The 23,626-nt window shown below is 30.9% G+C and carries 24 protein-coding genes; 7 read left to right on the forward strand and 17 right to left on the reverse strand.

Features of this window, described 5'->3' with window-relative positions; translation table 11 throughout:
• Positions 1–8: 8 nt before the first annotated feature.
• The 5 genes from P8F83_RS12960 to P8F83_RS12980 form a co-directional block, all read right to left on the reverse strand.
• On the reverse strand, positions 9–815 hold the full coding sequence (locus P8F83_RS12960; protein WP_315108726.1) for an ABC transporter ATP-binding protein: 807 nt from the start codon (positions 813–815) through the stop codon (positions 9–11).
• Positions 815–1,846, reverse strand: a complete 1,032-nt coding sequence (locus P8F83_RS12965) for a FecCD family ABC transporter permease (protein ID WP_326511480.1) — start codon at positions 1,844–1,846, stop codon at positions 815–817. The genes P8F83_RS12960 and P8F83_RS12965 overlap by 1 nt, the downstream gene beginning before the upstream one ends.
• A complete protein-coding gene (locus P8F83_RS12970) occupies positions 1,843–2,841 on the reverse strand; it encodes a FecCD family ABC transporter permease (RefSeq protein WP_326511481.1) in 999 nt (332 codons plus the stop codon). Before P8F83_RS12970 ends, P8F83_RS12965 begins: the two co-directional genes overlap by 4 nt.
• Positions 2,838–3,869: an iron-siderophore ABC transporter substrate-binding protein gene (locus tag P8F83_RS12975; protein WP_326511482.1), complete on the reverse strand. Its 1,032-nt coding sequence runs from the start codon at positions 3,867–3,869 to the stop codon at positions 2,838–2,840. The genes P8F83_RS12970 and P8F83_RS12975 overlap by 4 nt, the downstream gene beginning before the upstream one ends.
• 244 nt (positions 3,870–4,113) lie before the next feature.
• On the reverse strand, positions 4,114–4,998 hold the full coding sequence (locus P8F83_RS12980; protein WP_326511483.1) for a cobalamin-dependent protein: 885 nt from the start codon (positions 4,996–4,998) through the stop codon (positions 4,114–4,116).
• 151 nt (positions 4,999–5,149) lie between these two features.
• Between P8F83_RS12980 and P8F83_RS12985 the strand changes: the two genes are divergently transcribed.
• The 3 genes from P8F83_RS12985 (at position 5,150) to thpR (ending at position 7,690) form a co-directional block, all read left to right on the forward strand.
• Entirely contained in the window at positions 5,150–6,310 is a 1,161-nt protein-coding gene (locus tag P8F83_RS12985) for an ABC transporter permease (RefSeq protein WP_326511484.1), read from the forward strand.
• The gene (locus tag P8F83_RS12990; protein WP_326511485.1) at positions 6,303–7,010 is read left to right on the forward strand and encodes an ABC transporter ATP-binding protein; all 708 of its coding nucleotides are present in this window, start codon (positions 6,303–6,305) and stop codon (positions 7,008–7,010) included. Before P8F83_RS12985 ends, P8F83_RS12990 begins: the two co-directional genes overlap by 8 nt.
• Positions 7,011–7,132: 122 nt before the next feature.
• Positions 7,133–7,690: an RNA 2',3'-cyclic phosphodiesterase gene (thpR, locus tag P8F83_RS12995; protein ID WP_326511486.1), complete on the forward strand. Its 558-nt coding sequence runs from the start codon at positions 7,133–7,135 to the stop codon at positions 7,688–7,690.
• A 14-nt stretch (positions 7,691–7,704) separates the two neighbouring features.
• Here thpR and P8F83_RS13000 read toward each other — a convergent pair whose 3' ends face one another.
• Positions 7,705–8,523: a helix-turn-helix domain-containing protein gene (locus P8F83_RS13000; protein WP_326511487.1), complete on the reverse strand. Its 819-nt coding sequence runs from the start codon at positions 8,521–8,523 to the stop codon at positions 7,705–7,707.
• A 138-nt stretch (positions 8,524–8,661) separates the two neighbouring features.
• Between P8F83_RS13000 and P8F83_RS13005 the strand changes: the two genes are divergently transcribed.
• Together P8F83_RS13005 and P8F83_RS13010 are read left to right on the forward strand one after the other, a co-directional pair.
• On the forward strand, positions 8,662–9,879 hold the full coding sequence (locus P8F83_RS13005; protein WP_326511488.1) for an MFS transporter: 1,218 nt from the start codon (positions 8,662–8,664) through the stop codon (positions 9,877–9,879).
• A 14-nt stretch (positions 9,880–9,893) separates the two neighbouring features.
• Positions 9,894–10,688, forward strand: coding sequence for a nitroreductase family protein (locus P8F83_RS13010; RefSeq protein WP_326511489.1), 795 nt, complete (start codon positions 9,894–9,896; stop codon positions 10,686–10,688).
• A gap of 115 nt (positions 10,689–10,803) precedes the next feature.
• Here the strand turns inward: P8F83_RS13010 and P8F83_RS13015 are convergent, their stop codons facing one another.
• On the reverse strand, positions 10,804–11,250 hold the full coding sequence (locus tag P8F83_RS13015; protein WP_326511490.1) for a NanQ anomerase/TabA/YiaL family protein: 447 nt from the start codon (positions 11,248–11,250) through the stop codon (positions 10,804–10,806).
• A 110-nt stretch (positions 11,251–11,360) separates the two neighbouring features.
• On the reverse strand, positions 11,361–12,368 hold the full coding sequence (locus tag P8F83_RS13020) for a hypothetical protein (RefSeq protein WP_326511491.1): 1,008 nt from the start codon (positions 12,366–12,368) through the stop codon (positions 11,361–11,363).
• 265 nt (positions 12,369–12,633) lie between these two features.
• On the opposite strand from P8F83_RS13020, the gene P8F83_RS13025 reads away from it, so the two are divergent.
• Entirely contained in the window at positions 12,634–14,373 is a 1,740-nt protein-coding gene (locus tag P8F83_RS13025) for an ABC-F family ATP-binding cassette domain-containing protein (protein ID WP_326511492.1), read from the forward strand.
• Between the two features lie 247 nt (positions 14,374–14,620).
• Here the strand turns inward: P8F83_RS13025 and P8F83_RS13030 are convergent, their stop codons facing one another.
• The 8 genes from P8F83_RS13030 to P8F83_RS13065 form a co-directional block, all read right to left on the reverse strand.
• Entirely contained in the window at positions 14,621–15,283 is a 663-nt protein-coding gene (locus P8F83_RS13030) for an SDR family NAD(P)-dependent oxidoreductase (RefSeq protein ID WP_326511493.1), read from the reverse strand.
• A gap of 218 nt (positions 15,284–15,501) precedes the next feature.
• Positions 15,502–16,320 carry a M55 family metallopeptidase gene (locus P8F83_RS13035; protein WP_326511494.1) on the reverse strand — a complete coding sequence of 273 codons (819 nt, stop codon included), beginning with the start codon at positions 16,318–16,320 and terminating at the stop codon, positions 15,502–15,504.
• 94 nt (positions 16,321–16,414) lie between these two features.
• Positions 16,415–17,272: an AraC family transcriptional regulator gene (locus P8F83_RS13040; RefSeq protein ID WP_326511495.1), complete on the reverse strand. Its 858-nt coding sequence runs from the start codon at positions 17,270–17,272 to the stop codon at positions 16,415–16,417.
• A 15-nt stretch (positions 17,273–17,287) separates the two neighbouring features.
• Positions 17,288–18,151, reverse strand: a complete 864-nt coding sequence (locus P8F83_RS13045; protein ID WP_326511496.1) for a transglutaminase-like domain-containing protein — start codon at positions 18,149–18,151, stop codon at positions 17,288–17,290.
• Between the two features lie 172 nt (positions 18,152–18,323).
• Complete coding sequence (locus P8F83_RS13050; protein ID WP_326511497.1) at positions 18,324–18,647, reverse strand: PTS sugar transporter subunit IIA; 324 nt, start codon at positions 18,645–18,647, stop codon at positions 18,324–18,326.
• 11 nt (positions 18,648–18,658) lie between these two features.
• The gene (locus tag P8F83_RS13055) at positions 18,659–18,961 is read right to left on the reverse strand and encodes a PTS sugar transporter subunit IIB (protein ID WP_326511498.1); all 303 of its coding nucleotides are present in this window, start codon (positions 18,959–18,961) and stop codon (positions 18,659–18,661) included.
• 38 nt (positions 18,962–18,999) lie between these two features.
• Entirely contained in the window at positions 19,000–20,298 is a 1,299-nt protein-coding gene (locus P8F83_RS13060; protein WP_326511499.1) for a PTS sugar transporter subunit IIC, read from the reverse strand.
• 16 nt (positions 20,299–20,314) lie between these two features.
• Complete coding sequence (locus P8F83_RS13065; protein ID WP_326511500.1) at positions 20,315–21,703, reverse strand: glycoside hydrolase family 1 protein; 1,389 nt, start codon at positions 21,701–21,703, stop codon at positions 20,315–20,317.
• A gap of 211 nt (positions 21,704–21,914) precedes the next feature.
• Here P8F83_RS13065 and P8F83_RS13070 point away from each other — a divergent pair, with 211 nt between their 5' ends.
• On the forward strand, positions 21,915–22,658 hold the full coding sequence (locus tag P8F83_RS13070; protein ID WP_326511501.1) for a GntR family transcriptional regulator: 744 nt from the start codon (positions 21,915–21,917) through the stop codon (positions 22,656–22,658).
• Between the two features lie 162 nt (positions 22,659–22,820).
• On the opposite strand, the gene P8F83_RS13075 is transcribed toward P8F83_RS13070, so the two are convergent.
• Positions 22,821–23,564: a YwqG family protein gene (locus P8F83_RS13075; protein WP_326511502.1), complete on the reverse strand. Its 744-nt coding sequence runs from the start codon at positions 23,562–23,564 to the stop codon at positions 22,821–22,823.
• Positions 23,565–23,626: the final 62 nt, after the last annotated feature.

Below are 23,626 nucleotides of genomic sequence, written 5' to 3' on the forward strand. Positions count from 1 at the left end.
ATTAACTTTTATGCATTAGCATGATGCCTTCCTCTTGGTACAATAAAAGGTGAATCAGACACTGGATCTTGTATAACTACACAATCCAAATCAAATACAGTATCTATTAATTCTGAAGTTATAACCTCTTCCGGTGTCCCTTGACTAATTAATTTACCTTTACGTAGAGCAAATATATAATCGGCATATCTAGCAGATAAATTAATATCATGAAGTACCATCACAATAGTAGTTCCTCTTTTACGATTTAGGTCTGTTAATAAGTCAAGAATCTCTACTTGGTATGCTATATCAAGATAAGTGGTTGGTTCATCTAAAAGAAGTATATCTGTCTGCTGGGCAAGAGCCATTGCAATCCATACTCTTTGACGTTGACCACCTGATAACTCATCTACACTACGGTTAGCAAGTTCTGTTATTCCCATGATCTCAAGTGCTTCTTCTATGGCGTCAAAATCTGTTTTATCCATACTTTTTAAAAATGATTGATATGGATACCTACCTCTTGAAACTAAATCCCAAACAGTTATTCCTTCTGGAACTATTGGGGATTGAGGAAGTAAACCTAAGACTTGTGCTAATTGCTTAGAAGGTATTGAAGTAATCTTCTTACCATCAATTACAATATCTCCCGAAACAGGTTTAATAAGTCTAGCAAGGGTTTTAAGTAGGGTTGATTTACCGCATGCATTAGCACCTATAATAACGCTAATCTTATTACTCGGAATAGTTATATCAATTCCATCTATTATAATCTTTTTATCATATCCAGTTACTACTTTTTTTGCTTCAAATAACGGTTGTTTTTTAGTCATTATGCCTCACCCCTCCTATTTATAACTATTAATAGAAACAGCATATATGGCGCTCCTAAAATCCCTGTAATTACTCCTACAGGGAATCTTGTACCAAATGCAAATTGACCAATAAGATCTGCACTAAGTACTAATAAAGCTCCAACTAGCCCTGCTGATAAAACATTTGGCGATCCCAGTCCAACAAGCCTTGCTGCTATTGGTCCAGCTAAAAATGCTACAAAGGATATAGGGCCTGTAACAGCAGTTGAGAAAGCTATTAGAAATACAGCACTAAGAATCAGCATAATTCTTACTACATTAATTCTAACCCCAAGTGTAGTTGCAAACTCATCTCCTAATTCCAATACCTGAAGCTGTTTTGTTAAGCATAAAATAGTAACTCCAAATACAACAACAACGACAAATAAAAATGGTACATCTTCAATAACCATTCCATTTAAACTCCCATTTAACCATCTAAGTGCAGTTGGTACATCATGCTGTGAAGATTTTGCAAGCAAATATGATATTATAGCATTTATCATTGCCTGCATTCCAATTCCTATAAGTATAAGTCTTCCACCTGAAAATCCTGAACCTTTAGATAACACATATATAAGTGATGCTACTAGAATTCCAGAAACTACTGCTGCTATAGAAACACCAGTACCACTTATACGAAGAACTAATATACAGAATACCGCAGCTACACTAGAACCTGAACTTATACCTATAATATCAGGACTTGCTAATGGATTCCTTAACATAGTTTGAAATGTATTTCCTGCTATACCGAAAGCTAATCCAGCTAAAAGTCCACATAACATTCTTGGTAAACGTAGAGTACCTATAGTAAAGGTTGCCCCTTGTATCTGTTCTCCACTAAGAACTCTTATAACTGTATTTAAATCATAAACATTTTTACCATATACAAGCATAATGCCACACAATAGTAAAGTTAATACAATCAAAATAATATTGACGCTAATCAAACGAGTTTTTCTTCTAGTATAACCTTGTCTAATCGTATTGTGATTAGTTTGTATCATATAGCTCTCACCTTCGCTTTCCTAGCAATCATAATAAGAATTGGCGCACCTATAAATGCTGTAATAATTCCTACCTGAACTTCACCTGGGCTGCCTATTACTCTTCCGATAACATCTGAAATTATTAAAAGTGCTGCACCGCCAATAGCTGATAAAGGAACTATTCCATTTAAGTTTGAACCAAAAATAAGACGTATAGTGTGTGGTATCATTAATCCTATAAAAGAAATAGGACCAGCTATTGCTGTAGTTGCACCAGATAATATTACCCCTGCAACTGCACATATAATTCTAATAACACCTATATTTACACCTAAACCAGTTGCAACATCGTCCCCTAAAGCTAATACATTTAATGCTGGTGTTGCTGCTATACTTATTATTAATCCAACTATTACAAAAGGAAGTATCAATCTAATACTATCCCAATTAGCTCCACCTATACTCCCAACCTGCCAAAATCTAAACTTATCCATAGCATCACTTCTCGGAAGTATAATTGCACTTACTAAAGAAGTTAAGACTGCACTAGTAGCAGCTCCTGCTAAAGCAAGTTTAATAGGCGTCGCTCCTCCATTTCCAATAGAACCAATAAAATAAACAACCACTGCTGTTATCCCTGCTCCAGCCAGTGCTAGCCAAATATATTGATTTGCTGAGTTGATATTAAAAAATGCTATTCCTATTACAACAAACAAAGATGCCCCTGTATTAACACCTAAAATACTGGGGTCAGCTATTGGATTTCTTGTTATAGATTGCATAAGGGCTCCTGATATTCCAAGAGAAGCTCCTGCCATAATACCAAAAATTGTTCTCGGGATACGCTCACGAACCACTAATGCAGAAAAGGACAAATCAGTAGAATTTAGTAAGGCATTAATAGCCTGACTAAATCCTACATTTTTTGATCCCCATGCTAGTGATGCAAGCACACATAAACCTAGAAAAAGAATACTCCCTAAATATATTCCTATTGTTTTTGTAAGCTTCATTTTACCTTATCTGCTGCCTCTCCGATTAGCTTTAAATATTCATCTATAGTTGCAGGAATAGATAATGCACTTGGAGTAGCTGCTGCTGCTAAATCTGAAGTTTCATCAATTAACGCTACAGATCCATTTTTAATTGCTGGAAGTGTTCCTAATAGCTTATCAGCTTGAAGTTGTTTTAATAATTCAGTATTTCCATAAGCAACAATTACTTCAACATCTGCTAATTTATCAATATTTTCTGAACTAATTGTAAGAGCAAAACTATCTGAAGATTTTGCAAGTTCTTTAACACTATCAGCTTCTACTAATCCAAGATCATTTAAGAATGCCGCACGTGGATCTGTTGAAGTATATATGTAGAACTTACTTAAATCAGTTGGGCTAAAGTAACAGAAAGCAACTTTTTTACCTTTAATGCTAGGATATTCAGCAACTTTATCTGCTATTAACTTATCTAATTCTGAAACTAATTTAGTTCCCTCATCTTTTTTACCCATTGCAGTTGCATTAGTTGTTATTTGATCTCTCCAATATGTTTGCCATGCAAGTTTAGGATAAGCAACAACAGGGGCTATTTTGCTTAACATATCATATTCTTCTTGAGTAAGACCTGAATATGCAGCTAATATAACATCTGGATTAGCATTACTTATAGCCTCATAATCTAAACCATCAACGTCATCAAATACAACTGGTTTGTCTACTCCTAAATCAGTGAACTTTTTATCTGTCCATGGTAATAATCCTTTTTCAGTAACTTTACCATAGTTAGCTTTGGATATACCAGCTGGTACAACTCCTAACGCTAAAGGTGTATCTGGATTTCCCCAAGAAATTGCAACAACATTTTTAGGTTCTTCTTTTATTACAGTTTCACCATAAGCATGTTTAATTGTTATTGGATAAGAAACAGAAGAAGCAGTGTCGCCTCCCTTAGATGTATCTTCAGTTTTGTTTGCTTTGCTAGCACAGCCAGTTACTAATAAAGCACAAGCAAGGATTATAGTAGTTAGTCCTTTTAGTTTCATTTTGAATCTCCCTCCGATTGTTATATTAATTTTTAATAACCTCTTTAATTGGTAAAAGATAATGAAAGTAATTATCATTTACATCCCTGTATTATTTTATAGTGATTCGTAAAATTTGTCAACATTCTATTAACAGTTTGTTATAAAATTATTTTATTGTGCATAAGTATATGTAATACTAGCTTAAATTAAAAAAACAAGTGGAGATATTTAAACATCCTCACTTGCTTTTTTAATACTATTATTAAATATTTATAAAGGAAATCAAATCCTCTACACTGTCTGAATACTGATCTGCCCCAGTTGATTGCCAGAGCTTTGGATTGTTTTTAAAAGCTCCTCCACCAACAACAATCTTTGGCACCTTACCCTTAACATTCTCTCTTATGGCTTCAATCATATATTTTACTGATTCTATATGATGATCTATTGTTACTGATATAGCTAATAAATCAGGTTTTTCACTTTTAACTGCATTCACCAAACTTTGAACTGGTACATTAGAACCTAGATAAAGCGATTTTCCACCTTCTATTTCTAGAGTATCTAAAATCATTTTAAGTCCAATATTATGAAGCTCTGCCCCAGCTGTTACCCCCATTACATAACACAAATTTTTCTTTTTTCTTTTCTCCTTACTTTTTATTTCTCTCATTAAATCCATAGTTACTTCAGAAATAAAGTGCTCCTGCCAAACCTCTATCTTACCACTCTCCCAAAAAGTCCCTACCTCCTTTAATGATTTTTCAAAAATATCAAAATATATAGATTTCATAGGCAATCCTTGATGATATAGACCTATTACAAACTCTCTTGCATCTGTGCCCTTCCCTTCCAAAAGTAAATTTAAATATATTTTAAAAGATTCCTCTTTATTATTTATTAATGATAATTTCTTCTGAATTATACTGCTATTCTCTTTTCTATTCTCCCGTCCTAATAAATTGTCTAAAGACACCTCAAATATATCTGCAATTTTTTGAAGTTTCTGAGCATCAGGAACTCTAAGCCCATTTTCATAATTTGCAACAGTAGTTTGTGCTACTCCCAGTAAAGAAGCAAACTCTTTTTGAGTGTATTTTTTTAAACTTCTTAAATACTTTATATTATCAGAAATACTTTTTTCCATAGCAGTCACCTCTTCATATAATCTTAACACATTTTGAAATATTTTTATATTAAATATATTGATTTATTTCATATTGTAATATACTATTAATATATAAATAATAATAGTTATTAATAAATAATGCAAATTAAATTATAAGGGAGCGATTAAGTTGAAAATTTCGTTTAAAATAGCACTCAGATTCTTAAAATCTACAAAAGGTCAAACTGCTCTTATAGCCTTAGGAATAGCAGTTGGTGTTTCAGTTCAGATATTTATAGGCTCCTTAATACAAGGGCTTCAGAAAAGTTTAATTGATAAAACAGTAGGTAATTCTTCTCAAATAACCTTATCATCAGATACTTCTGATAGATTAATATCTGATTATGATAGCATAGTAGATAATATAAAAGAATCCGATTCAAGAATAAAAGATGTTTCTGTAGTATCAGATTCGCCTGCACTTATTAAAACAGATCTTAAAACATACTCAGTTCTAGTACGTGGTATGAACATTGATGATTCAGATAAAATTTATGATCTCAAAGATAGTATTTATGAAGGTAAAGTTCCAAACAACAAATTTGAAACGTTAGTAGGAAAAGATTTAAAAGATGAGCTTAACCTTAACCTAAATGATAAAATTGACTTAATAACAAACTCAGGTGATGTAAAAACTTTAATAGTAACTGGCTTTTATGACTTAAAAGTTGCTAGCATAAACAAAGCATGGCTTATAACTGATTTATCTTCTGCAAAAGAATTATTCTCTACTGGTGATAAAATAACTGGTATTGAAATGCAGGTAACAGATGTATTTAAAGCAGATGAGATTGCAACAGTTATAGGTTCTGACATTAGTAGAAGTGACATTAAAGTTGATAACTGGAAAGATCAAAACGCATCATTATTAAGTGGTTTAAATGGTCAAAGCATATCAAGTTATATGATTCAAGTATTTGTTATGGTATCAGTTATATTAGGTATAGCAAGCGTTTTAATTATAACTGTAGTACAAAAATCAAAACAAATTGGAATACTTAAAGCTATGGGAATTAAGGACAGACAATCAAGTTTAATTTTTCTCTTTGAAGGATTTTTATTAGGTTTAATGGGAGCAATACTTGGAGTGGCTTTAGGTTTAGGATTAAGCTTTATCTTTACAAAATTTGCTCTAAATCCTGATGGAACTCCTGTAGTTGAATTATATATCAATTACAACTTTATAATAATATCAGCTGTTATAGCACTTATAGCTTCAACATTGGCAGCATTAATCCCTGCAAGAGGTTCTTCAAAATTAAATCCAATAGAGGTGATTAGAAATGCGTAATATTATTGAAATGAAAAATATAGATAAAGTATATGGTCAAGTACTTAAAACTCAAGTTTTAAACAATGTAAATATATCCTTTCAAGAAGGTACCTTTAATTCAATTATTGGTGCTTCTGGAAGTGGAAAAAGTACACTTCTTAATATAATGGGAACCTTAGATAAACCAACTAATGGAGAAATATATATTGATGGAATAAGAACAGATACAATGAAAAAGAATCAATTAGCTGATTTAAGAAACAAGACTATTGGTTTTATATTTCAGTTTCATTATCTTCTTCCTGAGTTTACAGCTCTTGAAAATGTTCTAATGCCTTTTATGATAGGAAATTCAAAGCCTTCAAAGGAAATCAAAGAAAGAGCTAATGAACTTTTAGATTTAGTAGGCTTAAGTAAAGTTAAAAATAACATGTCAACCAACATGTCAGGAGGCCAACAACAAAGAACTGCTATAGCAAGAGCTTTAATTAATAACCCTAAAATAGTACTTGCTGATGAACCGACCGGAAACCTAGATTCAGAATCTACTGAAAGTATTTATAATCTTCTTAGGGATATAAATGAGAAAATGAAAACCACTTTTATAGTTATAACTCATGATAATAGAATAGCTGAAAAAGCAGATAGAATCATTGAAATAAAAGATGGAAGAGTTACTAGTGACTTAATAAATAAAAACCTTCATATTGTACTTTAACCTTAATAGGAGTAAAAGGGATTAGAAATTTTAAGAAATTTACTATTCCCCTTTACTCCATTATAATTATTTGTTAAAAATAACTTATACACACTATCATTTGATGAAAGGGATATAAAAATATGAGAATCTATATTGCTATAGCTTTTGAAGATAAAGTTAAAGATTATTTGGAACGAATAACCTCAGATATAAAAAATCACTGCACCGAAGGCAGCTTTACCCGTAAGAATAACTTTCACTTAACAGTTTGCTTCATAGGAGAAGCTGATGATATTCAAATTGAAAAGATAAAAGAAGTTATAGATAAAGCAGTTTTAACTATTCCATCTTTTGAATTATCCTTAAGTAACTTAGGTATTTTCAAAAGAAAGAATACCAATATTCTATGGATAGGCACAAGAGAAAGCTCCGTTCTCTCTAGGCTACATAAAGAGCTGTCTACACTATTATCAAAAAACAAAATAGGATTTTATGATAAACTTTTTACACCTCATATAACCCTAGGACGAAGAGTTGTATTTACCGAAGAATCTATAGATTTGGATAACTTAATTCAATATGACCGAATTAAGATTCCAATAAAAGCAGTTACCTTGATGGCAAGTAAAGAAGTCAATGGAAAGTTAGATGGTGTACCTGTTTATGAATCTGAGTTAACCGTGCCAGAGCACAATTAAGGCACGGTTTCAATTTATAATAAAATAAGCTTCTCTAGCTTATTTTTTGTATCATCATCTATAGCCATTTGAATGGTGATGTTTGCTCCGTCTATTTCTGTAGATTTAAAAGAAATATAACTTAAGTATAAATCCCCTACTTCAGGATGGTGTAAAAGTTTTTGCCCCTCTGGTGTTCCCATAATCCCTTGATTATTCCACCACTTATTAAATAAAGGTTCTTTTTCAATTAATTCATCTATTATATTATTTATTTTACTGTCATTATCATAATAGTTATAATTAGCTCTCAATTGTTCAACACGTAATTTAGAATGTCCCTCCCAATTATCTAAAAGGTTCTTTATGTAATCATCATTGAAGGCTCTCCAAACAGAGTTTTTATCTTTTTCACTCATTTCTTCATAGTTACCGTAAACCTTAAGAGCTGCTTTATTCCATCCAATTATGGTTAGTTCACTATCTGTAACATAGGCTATATTAGGATTTTGATTATCTAAAAATTGTTGTAAGGTATTAGAAATTGTAACCTTTGTAAAGTCTTCAAAAGGCAATTTTTTATCTGATAAATCAAATAAATATCTCTTCTCTTCATTATTTAATTGTAAAACCTTACTCAAAGAGAGTAAAACTTCAACTGATGGATTAACATTTTGACCTTGTTCAATACGTACATACCAGTCATTGCTTACTCCTGCTAAGTCTGCAACCTCTTCTCTTCTTAAGCCTTTTACTCGTCTTCTTTTATCGAACTTAAGCCCAAATTGTTCTGGTCTTAGGGTTGATCTTTTCTTTTTTAAAAATAACCCAAGCTCCTTATTTTTAGATATCATAACGCCCTCTCCTATTTACATTAATTATTTCAGCTAAGCTAAACATAGTACTATTAATCATATGATAATCTAGATTCTGTTTAAAATAATAATTCCATTATACACTATTTTTATAACCTAAAGAGAGGAAGATGTAAAATGGATTCAGAAATAAAAAGCAAAAATTTTTCAAATAAATTATTATTCATTTTATCAATCATTTGTGCAATTATAGTAGCTAACTTATACTACGATCAAGTGTTGTTAACTAACATTTCTAAGGACTTCATGGTACCTGCTTCATCATCTGGTAAACTCGTAACAGCTATACAGATAGGATATACTCTAGGACTATTGTTTATCGTTCCATTAGGAGATAGATATAGTAGAAAAACCTTAATTACTTTAAGTATTACTTGTTCTTCTGTTTTATTATATTTAATGACTTTAGTACCAACATTTAATCTAATAGTAGCTGTAGGATTTTTTATGGGACTTGCAAGTGTTTCCGCACAGCTTATAATTCCCTTTGTTTCTTCAAACCTATCTTCTGAAAAACGAGGGGTAATAGTTGGTCACTTATTAACTGGCGTATTTCTTGGAGTTTTGCTTGGAAGAGTGCTTGGTGGTGTTATTGGACAAATGTTTGGATGGCGCGCCGTTCATGAAATAGCTTCAATAGTTTTATTAATCTTTGCAGCATATTTATATCATGCTCTCCCTAAAGACAATGTAAAAAAAGAAAATTCATATAAAAATATAATATTATCATTACCTCCTTTATTAAAGAAAGAAAAGGTATTAAGAGAAACTATAGTTTTTGGCGCTGCTGCATTTTGTGCCTTTAATATCTTTTGGGTATCATTATCCTTTATATTAGAAGGTTCTCCTTATAATTATGGAAGTGCTGTAGTTGGGCTCTTTGGTTTCTTAGGAATAGCAGGGGCACTAGCAGCTGGATTCACGGGAAAACTCACAAACAGCAAACATGTAAGCTTATGGAACATTTTTGCTTTAGCAGTTATGTTTATATCTTTTATGTTACTAGGCATGGGGTGGTCTAAACTTATAATTATAGTTTTAGTAACCTTTACTTTAGATGTTGGTTCAAGAATGAATATGTCACTAAATCAAGGAAGAATTTATAAACTCAATCCTCAAAACCATAGTAGATTAAATTCCCTCTACATGGTTGGATATTACTTAGGGGGCTCTTTTGGCTCTTGGATAAGTACCTCTGTATATCATTCATATAATGTTATTGGAATTACAATTGCAAGCTGTTCTGTACTTTTACTAGCTTATATTTATTATCTACTTACTAATAACCTTTTAAAAAGAAAAACTTCAAATATATTAACATCAAACAATCAATAAGAGGAGACGATTAAATGAATTTAATAACTGTTAATCAAGAGAAATGTATTAAGTGTGGTTTATGCGTAAATGAATGCCCAGAGCATATATTAAAACTTAAAAATAATGGACCTGTGGAAACCTTGTCTGAAGAATGCATAGCTTGTGGCCATTGTGTGGCTATATGCCCACGAGAAGCAATTGATAACATAAAAACCCCTTTATCAAATCAAGTAAGTTCAAAAAAATACCCAAAACTAACCCCAGAAGAGGCAGAAAACTTTCTTCGTTCAAGACGTTCCATTCGCTCATATAAAGAAACTCCTGTCCCAAAAGAAAAACTAATATACCTTGTAAACATAGCTCATTATGCACCTAGTGGCCATAATCTACAAAGTATCTCCTACGTTATAATAGATGACAGAGAGATGCTTGATAAAGCTGTTGAGCTTGTTATAAAAGAATTTGAAAAAAACAATGTATCAAGTGAATTTACAAAACCTTATCGTGAAGAAGGAATTGATACAATTTTAAGAGGAGCATCAAGTCTTATTCTTGCAATCTCTGACTCAAACTTTCCAAGAGGAAGAGAAAACTCTATCATTTCATTATCTTATTTAGAGTTATATGCACCAACACTAGGATTAGGTTCTTGCTGGGCTGGAATGTTTGAAAGAGTTGCAATGAAAGAAGATTCCCCACTTCTAAAATTATTTAATATACCGCTCAGCAAAAAAATCACCGGAGCTGTTATGGTTGGTTATCCTAAATATACCTACCCCAGACTAGTTGACAAAAACCCACTAGAGTTTACTTTTATAAATTCCTGATATAACTAAATAATTCTTATTTTTATATCATGCTGTAAGTAGATTTGTGTAACTGCAATAAAAAACCAAGTGATTATAGGTTTTATCATATAATCACTTGGTTTATTTATATTTATTAAGCTTCCACTGGCAATTTCATTACTATTTTAGTGTAACTGTGTTTTTCAGTTGTATGTCCTGTTGCTCTGTGTGCATCATGAGGAAATGCTATGTAAAACATACCTTTTGATACAAGAATATTGTGACTCCTGTCTCCTTCGAAACGTTCTGCATCTTTTGTATCATCATATTCAATTACTGTAGTAAGATCTTTAATATCTGCCCATGCAATCTCTTCACTACCATCTACAAGAATTTGAATATCTATATACTTACGATGAGCTTCAAAAGTTCCCTCATCTAAAGATTTAGTTTCACCTTTTTGAATCATGTAAAATCCACCTTCAAAGGTATACTTGCCTTCTTCAAAAACCTCTAATTGTTTTATAGCATTTAAACCAACCTCTAAATTAGGCACCATTGATTTATACAATAAGATATTGTCCATTTTATCGATTATCATAAACGTCTCTCCAATCTATTTATATGTTACAAAATCCGACTATTTTCTTACTAAATATTATCACATCTATTTCTAAAAACCAATATGTTCTATATCTATTTCATATATATTTAATTAATTGGAACTGTTATCTTGCATATTTTTCGACTTCCTCTTGTAAATACAACATTTAAGTTTTTGCTATCACTTTTAAGCTTAAATGTTACAGTTGCTGAACACTTTTCTCCTATTCCAATATTTTCAGGTATCCTACTTTCCTCAGATGTTGGATATGTATCAACAATATTTCCTTCATCATCTAAAACTTGAAAGGCAGATTCACCAATATAAAGCATAGTAACGTTATTTACCCCAAAGCTTATATTTTCATAATTATAATCTAAAACTACTTGATTAACACCAAATTCATACCACTTACCTGCACCTATTGCTTTTGCACCTTCAATAGTTAAATTATAATTTCCCATTTCAGTTTTTACTGTAAATGGAGTGTTTAAGCTCATTGCTTGTACTGCTTCTGAATCTTGATTTTCACTACCGAAAGTATATTCATCAATTCCTAATAACAGTTTTGATATTGAAGCACTTTCTTTAACTATCCAATCTTTATCAACCTTTTCCACATCAATATATGATACTCTATCACTATAAGTAACTTGATCTAAATATTTGTTCACCAAATTATCAAAATAAGCATTTTTTTCTTTCTCAGATATTTGAACTCCAGAAAGAGCTTGCTCATGTATGTAACTAAAAGTTTCTTCCATAGCCTTTCCTACAATAATATTAAAATCCATACCTTTTATATTAGCCCTAACCCTAGCTCTATCCCCATCAATATTTTCACTCTCTATCTTATAATCTATACCCTTTAGCTTTTTCAATAATTTATTTTGAGTTTCTTCTGAAAAACTATTCCCGTTAAAATCTCTCTTAATATTTTGATTTGATTCTTCTTCCATCATGGTAAATAACTTTTGAATATCAGTTCGACCTTTTTTGACATCTCCAAAGTAGCTATCTGTATTAACTCTAGGTGTTTCAAACCAACATCCATATAGCATTGTTGTTGATATAATTAAAATTAACCCCACTGCTAGTTTTTTCATTTTCTTCATAATCATACCCCTTTTATAAATTATTGCATCAACTAATTTCATCTTAATTACATCTAAATTCTTTGTCAATGACTCTACCATAATTTATAAGAAAGTTTATTGTATGAAATCATTGAACTTAGTAAAAAAAGGTGTTATGCTATCAATGTTAAACTTAATAAAATATTTTTTAAATAAACCTAAGTGTGAAATCAAAATTAGTAAATTAATATACTAAGAGCTTATTTTTATAGGCTCTTTTTTATTTACAAAGAGAGGTAATAATATGATAAAAGCTTACAACTTATACTACTCATATCCACAAAAAGATCTATATAATAATATTTCATTTACATTAGAAGAATATCAACATTGTGCCTTTATAGGAACAAATGGTAGTGGAAAGAGTACACTTATAGATATGATAATGGATCCAGAAAAATATATGTTTGATGGCATCCTAGATATAGACCCTAATTGTAGAATTGGTTATGTAAGTCAATTCCCTAAGTTAGATGAAGGGAAAGATGTTACAGTTTTCGAATATATAGGAGAAGATTTCATTAAACTACAAAATGAAATAACAGCTATATGCACTGAAATGGAAACTTCTTTAGATATTGATACTTTATTAGAAAAGTACCAAGAAGCTTTAGATGCCTTTGACGCAATTGGTGGTAATGATTTCGAAAATACTATAGATAAACAACTAAATCTTACAGATTTAATTAAGTATAAAAATTCAATGATGTCTGAGCTTAGTGGTGGACAATTTAAACTTATTCAAGTAGTTAAGGCAATGTTAAATAATCCAAGCTTAATTATTATGGATGAACCTGATGTATTTTTAGACTTTGAGAATCTAAAATCTCTTAAAGATCTAATCAACTCACATCAAGGAACAATGTTAGTGATTACTCACAACAGATATTTACTAAATCATTGTTTTAATAAAATTCTTCATCTTGAAAATATGGAAATACAAGAGTTTGATGGAAGCTATATAGATTATAACTTCTCCTTACTTCAAACAAAAATAGAACTTCAAGAACTTGCTGCTGAAGATGATGCAGAAATTGCTAGAAACGAACTCTTAATAAAGAAACTAAGAGATATAGCAACTGATAATGCCGAAGCATTTAGAGGAAGAACATTAAACGCTAGAGTTAAAATCCAAGAAAGATTAGAAAAACGTAGAATTAAGGCGCCATTTATAGAGATTAAAGAACCTAATATCAATCTATTTACATATGATGAAATTAAAGAGGGTCTTGCTTTAGAAGTTAATGATTATAGTGTTTCCTTTGATGATGTGCTTTTAGAAAATGTTAACTTTGAACTTAATCCTACTGAAAAAATAGCTATTATAGGTTCAAATGGTACAGGGAAAACCACTTTACTACAAGAAATCTTTGAAAATAATCATCCTGCTATAAAAATAAATGAAAATGCTACAGTAGCTTATTTATCTCAGCTTCAAAACAAAACACTAAATGAATCTAATACAATACTTGAAGAGTTCTTTGATGCTGGTTTTAAAACTCGTGATGATATTAAAGCTCATGTTTTAGACTATGGTTTTGATGAAGAATCTGTTAATCAGAAAATAAGCGCTTTATCTGGTGGAGAAAAAAACATGCTTCAATTAGCTAAAATCTCTGCAAGTCAAGCAAATATACTGCTACTTGATGAACCTACAAGTCATTTAGATACATATTCACAAATAGCACTAGAAAAAGCTATAAAAAACTATAAAGGCGCTATCTTAATGATTTCTCATGATTTCTATACAGTAGTAAACTGTATGGATTCTGTTTTAATCATTGAAGATAAGACAATTAGAAAAGTGCGTATGCGTAAATTTAGACAAAGAATCTATGCTAATCACTTTGGCAAAGACTATTTAGAAATTGAACAAAATAAAAAATTAGTTGAAACACAAATAGAAGCCGCCTTAAGAGTTAAAGACTTTATGCTAGCAAAAGAACTGTCTGAAACATTAGAAAAGCTTGTTAAGTTACTATAAAGTTAAGTCTATAGTAAAAAACTAAACAATAGATTTTTATCAAACCTGTTAATTATATTAAAAATACACCTACAGTTTAATCTATAGGTGTATTTTTCTAATCTATTAATTAAATAAATTTACTATATAAGCTTTCTCTTATTAAAAGGAGACATCATAAATCTTTTAGCCGACTTCATATTTGTAAGCCAAACTAAATGTGCATCTTGCTTTGTATTACTAAGAATTCTAGGAACGAAGAAATTAGCTACTGTTTCAGGCGTATCTGCAAGAGTATTAAAAACTTTTCTAAATTCATCATCTTGTGTAACAGATGAAACTTCGCCAGTAGGTGACTTGGTAATAAATCAGTAAGCATCATTCCTGGTGACAGTCTGCCTACTTTTACAGGTGAATCCTTTAATTCCTTAGCCAGCCCCTTAGTAAAATAAGTAAGTGCTCGTTTAGATGTACCATATAGAATAGTCTGCTCAATAATCATGTCATTTGAGCCTAAACCTTCCATATTCCATATCTGTCCATGTCCTTGTTTAATCATATTTTCAGCTGCAATCTTAGAACCATACATAACTCCCTTGATATTTGTATCCACAACTGCATCAACATACTCATCCGGTGTATTCCAAAAAGATTCACGAGGGCAATTCTGACCTGCATTATTAATCCATATATCTACACTCCCCCATTTATCAACTGATTTCATCCATAAGTTTCTAATATCCTCTTTGTTTTTAACATTACAAGTGATGTATATATATTTGTCATTATAACCATTAAGTTTTTCTTTTACATTATCAAATGATTCAGGCTTTGATCCTGAAATAGTCACATTACACCCTTCCCTCAAAAATCTCTTAGCCATTTCAAAACCCAAACCACGAGTACTTCCTGTTATTACTACATTTCTCATTTTAATACCCCTTCACCCTTTTAATTAATTATATTATTAATAGTCTTCACCATATCAATAGTCATATTCGTTAAAATTTACCAAATTCCTTCAAAATTTATATTATCAAATATTAAAGTTATTCAACTAATTATTGTGTAAAGTAATAAAGGAGGTATTGTCTCTCTAGAAATCTAGATTTACAATAACTCCTTTATATTACAGGCTACAATAATATACTAATTTATAGAACTCGCTATATGAATCATTGCCATTAAAGCTCTGTAGCTTTCTATAATATTATCTGCATTATATAAAACAACATTAGGCTCAATTAATTCTGTATGAGGCATAATTGATGCAACTTCAGCTAAACCACTATTTAAAAAACTAACTTTTAACTCAATTGCCCCACTGACTGTAGTTGAAGGTATATTATCAATCTTTGATAAGGCTGTTTTAACCTTTACTTTAATCATATCATGAACTATTTCTGGAGATATACACTTAGCCGCATATCTTCCTTGAGTTGTTTTTACAACAACTTTTTCTATTTTATCATTTATGGCTGAAACTTCATCAGATAATATGTTATCACCTGAGACCAAAACTACAGGAACATTAAAGTAAGCAGCAACAAAAGCATTAATGCCAAACTCTCCGACACTTTTCCCATTAATTTTTATATCTGAAACAACTCCTCCATGATATGAGTGAGCTAGAACCCCGGGGGAATTCATCTTAGAATGATATCCAATCAGAATAACCCCATCATAGGAATCATCAATTCCTTCCATCATTCCAAACCTTTTAGGTGTACCAGTTATTAGATTTGCTTTTGGATTTAAAGCTTCTATAATAATATTAGTCATAGGTCCATGAGAATCATTTACTACTATCTGCTTTGCCCCAGCTTCAATAGCACCCTCAATAGCTGCATTAACCTCTTTTGTCATAAGCATTCTTGCTCTTTGATAATCATATCCCTCTGGACTAAGCTGAGTTTTACTTACAACCCCACTTATTCCTTCAATATCAGCTGAAATATAAATCTTCAAGTTATCACTCCATTTCCCATCATATTTTCACTATTTATTACGTCTTCAAGACCTTATTAATGATATAATACCATAATCAGTAAACTTATAGGCTTTATCTTATTATAATAGGTATATAAAGTTCAGCAACAAGTTCACCGTTATTATAAAAGTAATATTCGATATCATCAGTGTTTCTGTGTTTATATTCTGATTCATTTAACCATATTGAATATATGTAGTCCCAAGTTTTTTGTACACTTTCTGTTATTGGTCCCATACTTCTAAAGACTGCATAAAAGGATTGTTCTAATTTATGGAGCACCATACCCTCAGGAATACTTTCTATACTCTTAACCTCGTGACCTATCATATACTCAAAAACATCATCCTGTGAAAATATACAAATACCCATAATTTCATCAGTATATTTACGCTCTATTATTTTTTCACTCTCTTTTTCGATATTCCACTTATGCCAAAACAATGGTATGTCTTGAAGATTACTACCATCTGCTTTTACCTTCCACTTCTTACCTACCACATATCTTTCAGGGAGCTTTCGAAATAAAGGTGTTAATCCTTCTTTTCTTAACTTCAACTGAAACATCATGTAATCAAAGTTCATTGGCTCTCTTATAAAATAAAGCAAGTTATCTCTTCTTACCTCTGAAGGGTTTCTTCCATAAACTTTTTCAAAGGCTCTACTAAATGCCTCTCTTGATTCGTACCCATAACTTATACCTATTTCCACAATAGACCTATTTGTACCCACTAGTTCCTTTGCAGCTTCAGTAATTCTTCTCTTCCTAATATAATCCTTGATTGAATCACCTACAACGCCTTTAAAAATACGATGAAAATGATAAAGAGAATATCCTGCTTCTTTTGCAATAGAAGATAAATCAATATCATCCTGCAAGTGACTTTCTATATAAACTAATGCTTTTTCCATGGAATCTATATAAGACATATTTATCCCCTTATTCTAGACTATTATAACCTTTCCTAAATCCTCAGGTACTTTTATCTTACCATTTATCAGCACATATTTATATAAGGAGTCATAGTTAATATCAACATTCAGAGCAAGTCTAGATAGATTATCCATTACCTCATAGTCTTCCTCGCTCCACTTTTCTATTGCCATACTTTTATAACCTTCCCACATATCCCATGGCTGCATTGGAATCTTTAATAATGAATTAACATCTAAAATTAAGTTGCACCTTAAATAGTCATATCCCCACCATTTAAAAATTCCAAATAACTCTGGATTAATTAATCCTTCTCTACACATTAGCCAAGCTCTTGGTCCTGTTATAAAATATTCTTCACTTACATCTAAAGGGTTAAAATTAATCTTTAGTTCCTTTTGCTGAAGGGTATCTAGCTGCGCATCTACCATTACCCACTGTTTCTTATCTTCGTTCCAATATTCAAGCACCCAATGATCAATATATTTTCCTTTCTCAAAATAACTAGCAAAACCGCATCTTGCTCTTGCAGGAATCCCAACCTCCCTGCAAAGTGCAGCTGAAACTACAGAAAAATCTCGACATATTCCTATCATTTTACTTTCATTAGACTTTTGCTCTGATATATGATTATACCCAAGTTTGCTTAAGAAAATCAGTTTGTCTTCAAAACTTCTTATAAAGGGCTCTTGCTTTCTTTCCTCTGTAAGTTTCAATCCATAAGCTTCGCTCCAATGCTGATGAAGTAATATATTTTGAACATAATCCACAATAGTTTTTATGTCCTTTTCAACGCCCCTAACCATATGTTTCATTGTTTTAATTTCTGTCATAATATCATGCTCTTTATAACGTCTAAGAGTATCTTCCATCATAATAATCACTCCTATCACTTTATTAATAACTAAGTAATTTAATTGTATCATCCTAAAAATGATGATGAGTGATATTTTATGCGGTTTTTATACAATTCACATCAATAATAAAAGCAAGTGACTATGTATGTAAATACAATCACTTGCTCTATTTTTTCATATTATTCTTTTACTACCTGTTCTTTAAATCATTAATTTCTGTCTGCATATATAATATCTCTTTAGCTAAAGATAAAATTATTTCTGATGCCATTAATTGGTCTTCTGCATGCATAAGTATTAGCGAAAGCTCTTGTTTATTTCCCTTTGCTTCCTCTTGTATAAGATGTGCATGTGGCTTATGTCCTTCTTTCAAAAACGAAGCTGCATCTTCAAGTAATTTTTCTGCTTCTTTTTCTTTTCCTTCTCGTCCTTTAATTAATGCCTGAATTCCCATGCTCTTTGCTGTTCCAACATTACTGATAATATTGAAAGCAATTAGTTCCATTCCGTCCATTTCAAACCACCTTATTTTATTAAATCTATAGCTAAAGCTAGAACTTTATCTGCATTCATTCTTCCATAATCAACCATATTAATAACTTCTACTGGTATCTTATTTTCTACTGTTTCTTTTATACTATCTTTCATAAATCCAATTTGAGGTCCTATTAGAATTACATCTGAGCTTTGCCAAAATTGAGATAAATCTGTTGACGGTATAGCCTCTATTATTACCTCTATGCTTTTTTGTTCAGCTACTTTCTTCATCTTTTGTACTAATATTGATGTTGACATTCCTGCATTACAAACTAACAATATCTTTTTCATTAAAACATCTCCTTTTATCTGCTTATACTTGTTTCTTCTTATTCAACTGCTTTTTTCTCTGAAATCTTTAAGAAAGGAATATATAATAAAACTGTAAGTCCAATCATAATTATTTGGAATACCGAAGCTCTCCAATCACCGCCTGTTGCTAAAAATCCTGATAAAACTGGTGGAGTAGTCCAAGGTGTTTGAATTACTACAGGTGACATTAAGCCTATCTTAGTTACAAAATATGCCGCTGTTAAACAAATTGGGGAAGCCAATACAAAAGGTATCATTAGTGTTAAATCAAATACTATTGGTAACCCGAATATAACTGGTTCATTAATATTGAATATCCCTGGTGCTGTAGAAAGTTTAGCTATGTCTCTATAATCTTTTCTCTTAGAGAATAAAAATATAGCAATTAACAATGCGATAGTATTACCAGAACCACCCATTACTCCAAATGTATCCTTAAATGCCATGTTTATTATATTAGGTATTGGTTGACCTTGAGAAAAAGCAATCATATTCTCATTCATAGTCGTATATAATACTGGATCCATAATTGGAGCAATTACTCCGCCTGGATGTATCCCTATTGCAAATAGTAAATTAGATAATAACATTAATATTATAAATCCTGGTAAGCTAGTAACTAGTCCCACTAGTGGTCTTTGTATTGTTTTTAAAATTAAAGAATTTATATCTGTTCCAAAAAGTTGCTTTATTGCAAATGATACTATAGCAAAAGTTAGAATAGTAATCATTATAGGAATTAAGACATTAAATGATTTTGTAACAGCTGGAGGTACTGATTCCCCACCTATGTTAATCTTAAGTTTTTCATTTTTAGTTAGCCAAATAAAAAATTCCGTAGATAATATAGCGGCAATTATTCCTACAAACATTCCTCCTGAATTAGTAGACCCAAAAGAAATAACACCTGCAACCTGAACTGCTTCTTTAGCACCTACTGGTGTAACTGTAGTTATAAATGGTAACATAATAACAAATATTGAGATAGCCAAAAGCGTTGGAGCAATTGGGTTTTCAAATTTTCTATTTAATGCTAAATGATATGCACATGCACCAGCTAGCAATATTGCTAAGAAATTTAGAGTACCGTTAGTAATAGAGGTTCCAACATCTTGCCAAGTAGTTAATGTTGCTGAGTTAATTATATTAGACATAAATCCTGTTGGTTCAATAACAACATAGTTAAAGAAAATCATTAAACCTGCAATAATTATAAATGGAATTAGCGATGCAAATGCATCTCTAAGTGACCTTAAGTGAATTTGTCCACCTAATTTTTGTGATAACATTCCTAGTTTATTAAAGAATTTATTCATTCTATATTCCTCCTTCTTATTCTTCAAAACCATTATTTTCGCCTAATAATTTATAAAACTCTCCACTTTTCTTTACTGTTCTCTTTTGAGTTTTTAAATCTAAACTAACTAGACCATATCTATTTTTATATGCGTTCATCCATGACCAGCAATCAATGAATGTCCAAAGGTGATATCCTTTTATATTGCATCCTTCTTCAATTGCTTTATGAACATATTTTAAATGACCTTTAATAAATTCAATTCTGTATTCATCATTAACTTGTCCATTTTCAATAAAACGTTCTTCGTCTGTGACACCCATACCATTTTCAGAAATAAAAGCTTCTATATTTCCATAATTCTCTTTTACATCCTTGCAAAGATCCAGTATTCCCTTCTCGTATATTTCCCAACCTCTATAGCTATTAAACTTTCTTCCTGGCATTACATATGAATCAAAAAACCATTCTGGCATAAATGGAGAATTAGGATTTACGGCATTTTCTCTTGCTTTCGCTCTTCTTGGTTCATAGTAATTTAATCCTAAAATCTGTGCTGTATTATCTTTAATTATCTTCAATTCCTCATCTGTATATATAGGCATTTGATTGTATTCTTTAAGAAGGTCTACTAATTTCTTAGGAAACTCCCCTTTTACACAAGGATCTAAAAAGCTTCTATTATAAAATAAATCACAATATTCTGCCGCCTCAACATCATACTTATTAGAACTTCTTGGATAGGTTGGACTAAGATTTAGTATTACACCAATTTTAGATTTTAAGTTGTGTTTTTTAAATCTTTCAATAACTTTTGCATGTGCAAGTATTGTATAATAAGCGGCTTGTGCTCCCCTTTTAAAATCTATTATGTTTGGATAGTGAAAGTCTTGCAGGTAACCTCCAAGTATTGGTCCTAAAGGTTCATTAAATGTAAACCAATGTTCAGCTCTATCTCCAAATAGTTCAAAACACTTATCTGCATAGTTCACAAATGCCTCAACTACATCTTTACTTTCCCATCCTCCTTTATCTTGCATCACTAATGGCATATCAAAGTGAAATAAGTTAATAAAAGGCTTTACATCATTAGCTATAAATGTATCAATTACCTTATTATAAAATTCAACCGCTTTTTCACTAACTTCTCCATCTCCGTTTGGAAATAATCTAGCCCATGAAATAGACATTCTAAATGAATTGTGTCCAAGTTCTTTCATTAATTTTATATCATCTTCGTACCTATTGAAGAAATCTGATGTTGTATCTGGACCAACTTCATCATAAAATCTGCTCTTTTCTATCTGAAACCAATAATCCCAAATTGTTTTTCCCTTATCGGTATTACCCTTACCTTCTGATTGTTCCGCTGATGAGGCACTTCCCCACCAAAATCCTTCTGGAAATTTATAAATTTTCTTCATAAGTAACTCCCATCTTAATATATTATGTTTCTCGTCGCGATCAGAAAACATTTTCAAGTTCAATTATATATTTCTTTTCTAAAATAATCAATATCTTTTTAAAAATAATCAGTATGTTTTATTAATTGATATATATCTTTTAAAAAAGATATATATCAATTAATAAAAGGCATATATAAATATATACTTTTATTTGTATATAGTATATAATATGTATAGCAACAATTTTAGAAAGGAAGATTCTATGCTACCTAAATATAAATTAGTATATGAAGATATAAAAGATAAGATAAATAATAATACTTATAAAACTAATGAAAAAATTCCAGATGGAAGCTCTTTAGCTGAACATTACAATTGTAGTAAACTTACAATTACTAAAGCATTAGACTTATTAGTTCAACAGGGGATGCTGATAAGACGACAAGGCTCAGGAACCTATGTTAAGGAAAATTTGTCTAATAAGACCACTGTAGAATTAAATCAAATTTCAAGTTATTCTAAAAAGTTTGGAAAAGAACACTTAAAATCAACAGTAATAGATTTTTCTATTACTACACCAACTAAAGATATTGCAGAAAAACTTAATATAACTGACGAATATATATATAGAATCTTAAGATTACGTTCTGTAGATAACGAACCTCAAATATTAGAAGAAACTTATATGCCTATTTATGTTATACCTGGACTAAAGGAAAAACATTTAGAAGGATCAATTTATGATTACATAAATAATGAACTTAATCTTAAAATCCAAAGTGCTCACATCTCTATAGAAGGTGATAAAGCTAATGCCAACGACCAACGTTATTTAAACTTAACTGAATCTGACTTTATTATGGAAATTGAAAAAATATGTTATTTAGAAAATGGTAAGATTTTTGAATATTCAATAACTCACCATAGATATGAGTTCTTTAAATTCAATACTGTTTTAGTAAATAATATTTAAAAAATCTTTTAAATAAGATCCATGGGCATAAAAAACCACGACAATACTTATACAGGTATTGTCGTGGTTTTTTATTGAATCTTGTATGTACTCTAGGATATTTGATGGGTGCAAGGAGTCTATTCTAACTCTTCAAAAGTGTCCTATAACTTGTCTTACTCATTAACAACATTGCCAATCATATACCACTTTTGAAAAATCTCTATTCTTCAAAGCATCCTTGGGAATGGAGAAAACACAGTTTCCAGAATCTCCAAACATAATGCCACATTCATCATCTATATCTAGCTGTAATAAAAGGAAATCCTCATCATCAAAACCTAAATCATCATGCTGAACAAAATATGGATAACCCCCAACTCTACTATCACAACTGTAGCAATCATCACTTAGCTTCTCATATTCTTCTGCTGTAAGCTCATCCTTAAAAATTTCTTCAAATAAATCTATTGAAGAAGATATAGGCATTTCCCTTGTTTCAAAATACATTTTCCCATTATGTGAAAAAGGAAGATTTGACTTATATTCTTTATTATTTTCATATGGATTTTCCTTTATTAAAAATCTCTCATCCTCTTCATAGTTTTCTATATATTTTACAACAACGGGATTATCTAAACCAAACATATCATCATTCATAACAAAAAACTGTAATAATCCCTTTTCTGGTAAATCATCCATTTTCTCAAGATCTGATATATTTATCTGTGCTAAAAACAACATAGGGTCTCCATCTTCATCTAATGGATACTCTTCAAGCTCTTTCAAATATGGACAGCCGCCTAACTTACTCTCCCAGGGTTTTGTTTCTTCACGTTTAAAACTTATTTCATTACTATATCTGTAAGTGCTTCTTATTGTATCTTCATACTTTTTTAATATTTCAGGAATTTCATATGTAATCATTTTATCTCCTCCATATAATAAATGTGCCAAATATAACATCTTTTTGAAAATTTATACTAAAC

It is taken from the genome of Clostridium intestinale (assembly GCF_035905475.1).
Classification (GTDB): domain Bacteria; phylum Bacillota; class Clostridia; order Clostridiales; family Clostridiaceae; genus Clostridium_T; species Clostridium_T intestinale.